This window comes from Methyloversatilis sp. (assembly GCF_030696805.1).
GTDB lineage: Bacteria > Pseudomonadota > Gammaproteobacteria > Burkholderiales > Rhodocyclaceae > Methyloversatilis.
The window spans coordinates 1-6297 of sequence record NZ_JAUYRO010000082.1 but is presented as its reverse complement, the minus strand read 5'-3'; the positions used below and the strand labels follow the sequence as shown (position 1 = coordinate 6297).

General features: G+C 66.2%; 7 protein-coding genes. 6 read left to right on the top strand and 1 reads right to left on the bottom strand.

The features are described from left to right. Positions 1-298: 298 nt before the first annotated feature. Positions 299-673: a group II truncated hemoglobin gene (locus tag Q8R75_RS13075; RefSeq protein WP_305615293.1), complete on the top strand. Its 375-nt coding sequence runs from the start codon at positions 299-301 to the stop codon at positions 671-673. A 145-nt stretch (positions 674-818) separates the two neighbouring features. Here the strand turns inward: Q8R75_RS13075 and Q8R75_RS13070 are convergent, their stop codons facing one another. Further along, positions 819-1640, bottom strand: coding sequence for a PEP-CTERM sorting domain-containing protein (locus Q8R75_RS13070; RefSeq protein WP_305615295.1), 822 nt, complete (start codon positions 1638-1640; stop codon positions 819-821). Between the two features lie 371 nt (positions 1641-2011). Here Q8R75_RS13070 and Q8R75_RS13065 point away from each other — a divergent pair, with 371 nt between their 5' ends. The 5 genes from Q8R75_RS13065 to Q8R75_RS13045 all read left to right on the top strand — a co-directional run bounded on the left by Q8R75_RS13065 (position 2012) and on the right by Q8R75_RS13045 (position 6247). Further along, on the top strand, positions 2012-2953 hold the full coding sequence (locus Q8R75_RS13065; protein WP_305615307.1) for a glycosyltransferase family 2 protein: 942 nt from the start codon (positions 2012-2014) through the stop codon (positions 2951-2953). 2 nt (positions 2954-2955) lie between these two features. Beyond that, on the top strand, positions 2956-3339 hold the full coding sequence (locus tag Q8R75_RS13060) for a GtrA family protein (protein WP_305615297.1): 384 nt from the start codon (positions 2956-2958) through the stop codon (positions 3337-3339). After that, positions 3336-4115, top strand: coding sequence for a ChbG/HpnK family deacetylase (locus Q8R75_RS13055; RefSeq protein WP_305615298.1), 780 nt, complete (start codon positions 3336-3338; stop codon positions 4113-4115). The genes Q8R75_RS13060 and Q8R75_RS13055 overlap by 4 nt, the downstream gene beginning before the upstream one ends. 172 nt (positions 4116-4287) lie before the next feature. Continuing rightward, a complete protein-coding gene (locus Q8R75_RS13050; protein ID WP_305615300.1) occupies positions 4288-5877 on the top strand; it encodes a glycosyltransferase family 39 protein in 1590 nt (529 codons plus the stop codon). Between the two features lie 31 nt (positions 5878-5908). Then, the gene (locus Q8R75_RS13045; protein ID WP_305615302.1) at positions 5909-6247 is read left to right on the top strand and encodes a hypothetical protein; all 339 of its coding nucleotides are present in this window, start codon (positions 5909-5911) and stop codon (positions 6245-6247) included. The last annotated feature ends 50 nt before the right edge of the window (positions 6248-6297 follow it).

Genomic DNA, 6297 nt, shown 5'->3' with positions numbered 1-6297 from the left:
CAACCTACGTGTGGACGGTGATGGGCGGGTACCTCCACCGGGGTATTGCGGCGAGCGGGCGCGGTGGCCGAAGCGGCGGTCTTTGCGGAGGCTGGTGTTGGGCATCGCTGCGCGCACCCCAACCTACGTGTGGACGGTGATGGGCGGGTACCTCCACCGGGGTATTGCGGCGAGTCGGCGCGGCAGTGGATGCTGCAGGCTTCTGCGGCAACAGTAGGTTGGGGTGAGCGCAGCGATGCCCAACAAGCAACCTCAACCAGGGGACCCGATGAACAGCGGCGCGACCCGAACGCCCAGCATGTTCCAGCAGATCGGTGGCGAAGTGCCGCTGCGCCGGCTGGTCAATGCCTTCTACGACATCGTCGAAACCCACCCTGACGGGGCACCGGTGCACGCGCTGCACCAGCACGGTTTCGGCGTCGCCCACCTGCGCGAGGCGCAGTTCGAGTTCCTGTGCGGATTTCTTGGCGGCCCCCGCTATTACGCCGAACGCATGGGCCACGCCAACCTGCGGCAGATGCATGCGCACGTTGCCATCAGCGAGGAGGAAGTCCTGTCCTGGCTGCGCTGCATGGTGCATGCAATTGAAGCGACCGACATTCCGATGGACGTCGCACCGAAGCTGATGCAACACCTGACCCGCGCTGCAGAGGCGCTGAAGAACAGGCCGTGAGTATCCGGGCCCGCAGGCACTGCACTCGACGCGGCTAGAGTTTCGCGCACCTGAGAGCGGCGCGTGAACGAAAAAGGGGCAGCCGAAGCCGCCCCAAGGCGTAAGTACGTCGAGCAGAGGGTCGGCCGCCCCGTGCGTCGCCGACTCAGGCCATGCGGCGGCGCATGAACGCCATACCGGCCAGGCCGAGACCCAGCAAACCCAGTGCGCCCGGTTCCGGGATCGGCTGACCGATCGCTTCGCGGAAGGTGGTCGCCAGCACGAGACGGTCGATCAGGATGTTGTCGCCTTGATCGAGGTTCGCAGTACGGATGCCGACGCGTGTGATCTGGTTGATGCCTGAATTGCCGACGAAGCTGGCGTCCGGCGTGCCGAGGTCACCCGCAGTCGGATTGAGCCAGGCGTCGAAGTTGGTGTAGTTGCCGGCCGCGTTGCGATACAGGTGACCGACGATCTGATAGGTCTGACCAAGGATCACGTTGCTGGACGCAAGGAAGCTGCCGTTGCTGCCCGTGGTGCGTACGAACAGGTCGTTGCGCGACGCGTCGTTGGTCACCTCGTTGCCCTTCAGGCCCAGCGTCGGGCGATTCGAACCTTCATTGGCGGCGCCGTTCTGCAGCCACAGGCCCAGAAAGTCGTTGTTGCCGATGTCCGAGCCGGTGGCGACCTGAATGAAGAAGCTCACGAATACGCTGTTGCCGGTGAACGCCGAGGACAGGGCGCGGTGCGCTGCATTGCCGGCATTCGAGGTGAAGGAGGCGGCGCGGTTGTCGTCCAGATCAACCGCCGGGTCACGGACCGAAGCGGCGCCGGTGGCGCTCCATCCGCCGTTCCAGCCCGTACCGCCGTTGGCGCCGTTGAGTGCGCCGGTCGCGTAGGAAAAATCATCCGAGGCGATGATGGCGGCGGAAACATGGCTCACCGATGCAGCAAGCGCCAGTGTCAGTGCGATTTTCGATAGTTTCATCATGGTGTCCTGATCATGGCGGGCGAACAGCCAAAGCGTGCCCGCGTCATCGTTGTGGTGACGACTCGACGTCCGTTGCTTCGAGTCTGACGATGTGCAACACAGCAATCGTCGTGCCACCACAAGAAATCTCTTTTTCTTTCATATACTTGAAATTGAAAACAACTGCGCGCACTAACCATGAGCCGGTGTTGTAAAGCCTACCGACAGCGCCTGCACGCCGGTACACTGCGCTCCTCGCCCACCACGTTCGCCGCATTCCGGCCCGCCTCGGCCGTCCGCGCGGGCACCTCACGATGATCCCGACCGACCCCGCCGACACCCGGCTGCAGCCTTCCTCGCGACGCTTCGGGCCGCCCGCCTGCGTCAGCATCGTCATCCCGGCCTACAACGAAGCGGGCGCGCTGGCCGCCACGCTCGACATGATCGCCGGCCACCTGTCGGCACTGACACCCGCTTTCGAACTGGTGGTGGTCGATGACGGCAGCCGCGACGCGACGGCACGGATCGCCAGCGAGTGCGCCGCTCGTCTGCCGGTCACGCTGGTGCGCTTTTCGCGCAATTTCGGCAAGGAGGCGGCGATTTCCGCCGGGCTGCAGTACGCGCGCGGCGACGTGGTGGTGTGCATGGATGCCGACGGCCAGCATTCGGCCGAACTGCTGGGCGACATGCTGGCGCGCTGGCGCGACGGCTACGACATGGTCTATGCCGTGCGCGCCGATCGCGGCGAACAGGGCCTGTTCAACCGGTTCGGCTCCAGAGTCTTCTATGGACTGATGAATATGGGTGGCCGGCTCGACATTCCGCCCAACGCTGGCGACTTCCGGCTGATGGATCGCTGCGTGGTCGACGCCCTGCTCGCACTGCCCGAGCGTCAGCGCTTCATGAAGGGCATGTACGCCTGGGTCGGCTTCCGCTCCATCGGCATTCCGTACACGCCACTGCCGCGCGCCGCAGGCGTCACGACCTTCAACCGGCTCAACCTGATCCGGCTCGCGTGGACGGGTCTGACCAGCTTTTCGGTGCTGCCGCTGCGCATGGCCAGCCTGACCGGGCTGCTGCTGTCGACGCTGGCCTTCGCCTACGGCCTGTATGAAGTGATCGAAAAGCTGGTGTTCGGCATCGACCTTCCAGGCTGGCCAACCGTGGTGGTCAGCATCATGTTCTTCTCCGGCGTGCAGCTGCTGTTCATCGGCATCCTCGGCGAATATCTGGCGCGGGTATACGAAGAGGTGAAGGGCCGACCTCCGTATGTCGTGGCGGAACTGGTGCGGCGCGAGCCGGTGCCGCAGGCCGACCGGATCGAAGGCTGAACATGCGCGCCTCCGTGCTGCTGTTCCTCATTGTCGGCGGCTGCGCCGCGGGCGTGCACTACCTGGTCACGCTGGTTGTGGATGCCGCGACCGGCATGGATCCGGCGTGGTCCAATCTGGTCGGTTTCGTGTGCGCCTTTCCGGTCAGCTACCTTGGTCACCGGCGCTTCTCGTTCGCCGGCACGCAAGCCCGTCACCGACAGGCGCTGCCGCGTCTGCTCGCAGTGTCGTGCACCGCCTTCGTCGGCAATCAGCTGATGCTGGCCGCGCTGCTGCGCTACACGCCGCTGCCGCTGTGGATCGCGCTGGCCCTCGTGCTGGTGTGCGTCGCCATCAGCACCTGGGTGCTCGGCCGCTACTGGGCGTTCGCACACCGCACGGCATGAAGACGGTCTTTCTGACCGCCGACGACTACGGCTGCCACCCGGCGGTCGACGCCGCGGTGCTCGATCTGATCGACGCGGGCCGTCTCAGCGGGGCGGCGTGCATGACGCGCGCGCCGGGCTGGGCCGCCGCTGCCACGCACATCGTCACCCGCCAGGAGTACGCAGGTTTCGGCCTGCACCTTGATTTCACCGAATTTGTGCCGGCCCGCCGCGGCCTGTGGCCCCTGATTGCCTTAAGCCATGTCCGCCGCCTGGATCCAACGCAGCTGCGCGACGAGATCGCCACCCAATGCGCACGCTTCGAAGACGCGACGGGCCGCGCGCCGGACTATGTCGATGGTCACCAGCATGTGCACCAGCTGCCGCAGATCCGCGACGCGCTGATCGAGGTGCTGCTGACGCGCTACGGTAGCTGCCTGCCCTGGTTGCGCATCAGCGGTGCGCGTCCGGGCGACGGCTTCAAGCCGCGCTTCATTGCCGCGCTCGGTGCGCAGGCGCTGTTGCGCTGTGCCCGCGCCACAGGCTTTCACGTGATGCCGCGCCTGCTGGGCGCCTACGGTTTCGACTGCGACGCCGCCGGCTACCGCCACCGGCTGGCGCACTGGTTCGCCGCTGCGGATGACGGCGACGCCGTGATGTGTCACCCGGCGACGCAGGCCGTACCGGGCGACCCGATCGGCCGCGCACGCGCAGTCGAACATGGCGTGCTGGCCGGCGCTGATTTCCATGATCTGCTTGCCACAGCCGATATTCAGATCGGGCGGCTGCGACCGTGAACAGCAGGCATCCGGCGAGTCATCCGGTCCACCTGACATTTCCGCCACATTGTTCGACTGCATCGTCAGCGAGCCCGCATGCAGCGCGTTATGTCTGTGCCCTCGCCTCTCTTCCCGCTCTGTGCGCCTTGTGACAACGACCCCTACAACGTCTCGACCTGCAACACATGGTTTGACCGCACAGGGCAAGGGACTGGCGTTGTTCGCGCTCATTGCGGTGCATATCGCACTGACCTTCGGCCAGCACGGCATCAGCAACGACGAATGGGTACAGCACACCTACGGCCGGCTGCTGCTCGACTACTACGCGTCCGGGCTGACCGACATGTCGGCCTTCCACTACAAGGACCTCTATCTCTATGGCGGGCTGTTCGACCTGATCGCTGCTGCGCTCGAGCGCGTGCTGCCGATGAATGTGTGGGACATGCGCCACCTGCTGTCGGCAGCATTCGGTTTTGCCGGCATGGTCGCTGTGTATCGGCTGGCGCGTCACCTGCTGAACGACACGGCCGCCTGCATCGCAGTCGCGCTGTTGATGCTCACCGGTGCCTGGAGCGGCGCACTGTTCACCCACACGAAAGACATCCCGTTTGCCGCCTGCATGGCGTGGGTGACCTGGTACACAACATTGATCGTGGCGCGCCTGCCGGCGCCGCCGCTGGGTCTGGTGCTGAAGCTGGGCCTGGCGATCGGCTGCGCTTTCGGGCTGCGCGTCGGTGCCGTGTTCGGCGTCATGGTGCTCGGACTCGGCGTACTGGCCTCGATGGCGCTGGTCGACGGCGACTGGCGCGCCCGCCTCGCACATCTGGGCCGCTCGGTGCGCGCGCTGCTTCCCGCCGTGCCGGTCGCGCTGGCGCTGATCGCACTGTTCTGGCCGTGGGCAGCGCAGGCGCCGGGCAATCTGATCAAGGCGCTGACCACTTTTTCGCATGTCACCTTCGCGATCCAGACCGTACTCGATGGTCAGATCATGGCGATCACCGAGGTGCCGCGCAGCTATCTGCCGATCTATCTGGCCGTGCGGCTGCCGGAACTGGCGCTGGCCGGACTCGTTGCCGCGCTGGGTGCGGTGCTCACTGCGGCGATGACGGCAGCGCCGGCCGGGCGGCACCGCCCGTGGCGACAGCACCTGCCGTGGCTGACGGTCATTCTGGCGGCACTGTTGCCGCTGGCGCTGGCGATTGCGACCCGGCCGGCGCTGTACAACGGCATCCGCCACTTCACCTTCCTGCTGCCGCCGCTGGCGGTGCTGGCCGCTGCCGGGCTGTATGCCCTGTGGCAGCACGTCCGCGTCTCGCGCAGCCTGGCCGCCGCCTTCATCGCACTGTGCGTCATCGGCGCGCTCGATCCGCTGGTCGCCCTGGCGCGTCTGCACCCCTACCACTACGTCAATTACAACCGGCTGGCGGGCGGCTTCGAAGCCGCAGTCGCCGGGCGCTGGGAAGCCGATTACTGGTCGAACGGCGTGCGCGAAGCCACCGGCCTGCTGCGCGACCACCTCAAGGGCACGACCCGTCCGGCCGAGCCCTGGCAGGTCGCGGTGTGTGCCGACCCGGTCGAAGCCGATGCCTGGCTGGGGCCTGAGTTCGTCATCACCCGTGACTGGGTGCGCGCCGACTTCTTCATTTCGACCACGCATATGGATTGCGACAGCGTGCTGGCTGGCCGCGTCATCGGCCAGGTGGCGCGCGAAGGCCTGCCACTGACCATCCTGAAGGACCGGCGCATGCTGACCGCGGAACAGCGCCGGGTGCTGCGCTAAACTGCGCCACTCACCCCGTGCCGCTTCTCCCATGAACCGCAGCGATCCGCCGGTCGCTCGACATTTCCGCCGGATACTGATGTGGTCGCTGCGGCTGATGCCGCTGCGCAGCGGCGATCAGGTGCAGCGCCACCCGCAGGCGCTGGCCGCCATCACCGACGGTAATCCGTGGCGCGAACAGCGCGACGAATTCACCGGTTCGCCGGCCGACTTCCACGAGCGGCACTATCGCGAATTCGTCACCTTCCTGCCGGTGACGGGATCTTGTTGGGCATCGCTGCGCTCACCCCAACCTACGGCTAGTTTGACAATCGCTTCTTTTTTGATGCGGGTGTTGGGCATCGCTGCGCTCACCCCAACCTACGGGTGATGCATTTGCCGGGTGGTTGCGGGGCGCGCGCGGTGGTGAAGTCGCGGCAC